Source organism: Microbacterium sp. Leaf351, from assembly GCF_001423825.1.
Taxonomy (GTDB): domain Bacteria; phylum Actinomycetota; class Actinomycetes; order Actinomycetales; family Microbacteriaceae; genus Microbacterium; species Microbacterium ginsengisoli.
This window is the reverse complement of sequence record NZ_LMPK01000035.1, coordinates 10625-10877: the sequence shown is the minus strand read 5'-3', so window position 1 is coordinate 10877 and position 253 is coordinate 10625. Positions and strand designations below refer to the sequence as shown.

At 75.1% G+C, this 253-nt stretch carries 1 protein-coding gene; it reads left to right on the top strand.

What is annotated here, in order from left to right; translation table 11 throughout:
- Window positions 1-216, top strand: a 216-nt coding sequence (locus ASG00_RS18200) for a pirin-like C-terminal cupin domain-containing protein (protein ID WP_327037510.1), incomplete at its 5' end; no start/stop codon positions are given.
- Window positions 217-253 lie beyond the last annotated feature (37 nt).

Sequence of the window (253 nt, the reverse complement as noted above, 5' to 3'; positions counted from 1 at the left end):
GCGACGCTGTTCCTGCTCGGTGGCGAGCCGTTCGAGGACGACATCGTGATGTGGTGGAACTTCGTCGCGCGCACGCACGAGGAGATCGTCGCCGCCCGGGACTCCTGGGAGGCGGGGGCCGAGCGCTTCGGCCGCGTCGTCGACCACGGCGATGAGCGGATCCCGGCCCCGCCGCTGCCGGGTGTTCGGCTCACCACCCGGCGCCGCCGGGTCTGACGAGCGCCGAGGGCGCCCCGGCCGGAGCCGAGACGCC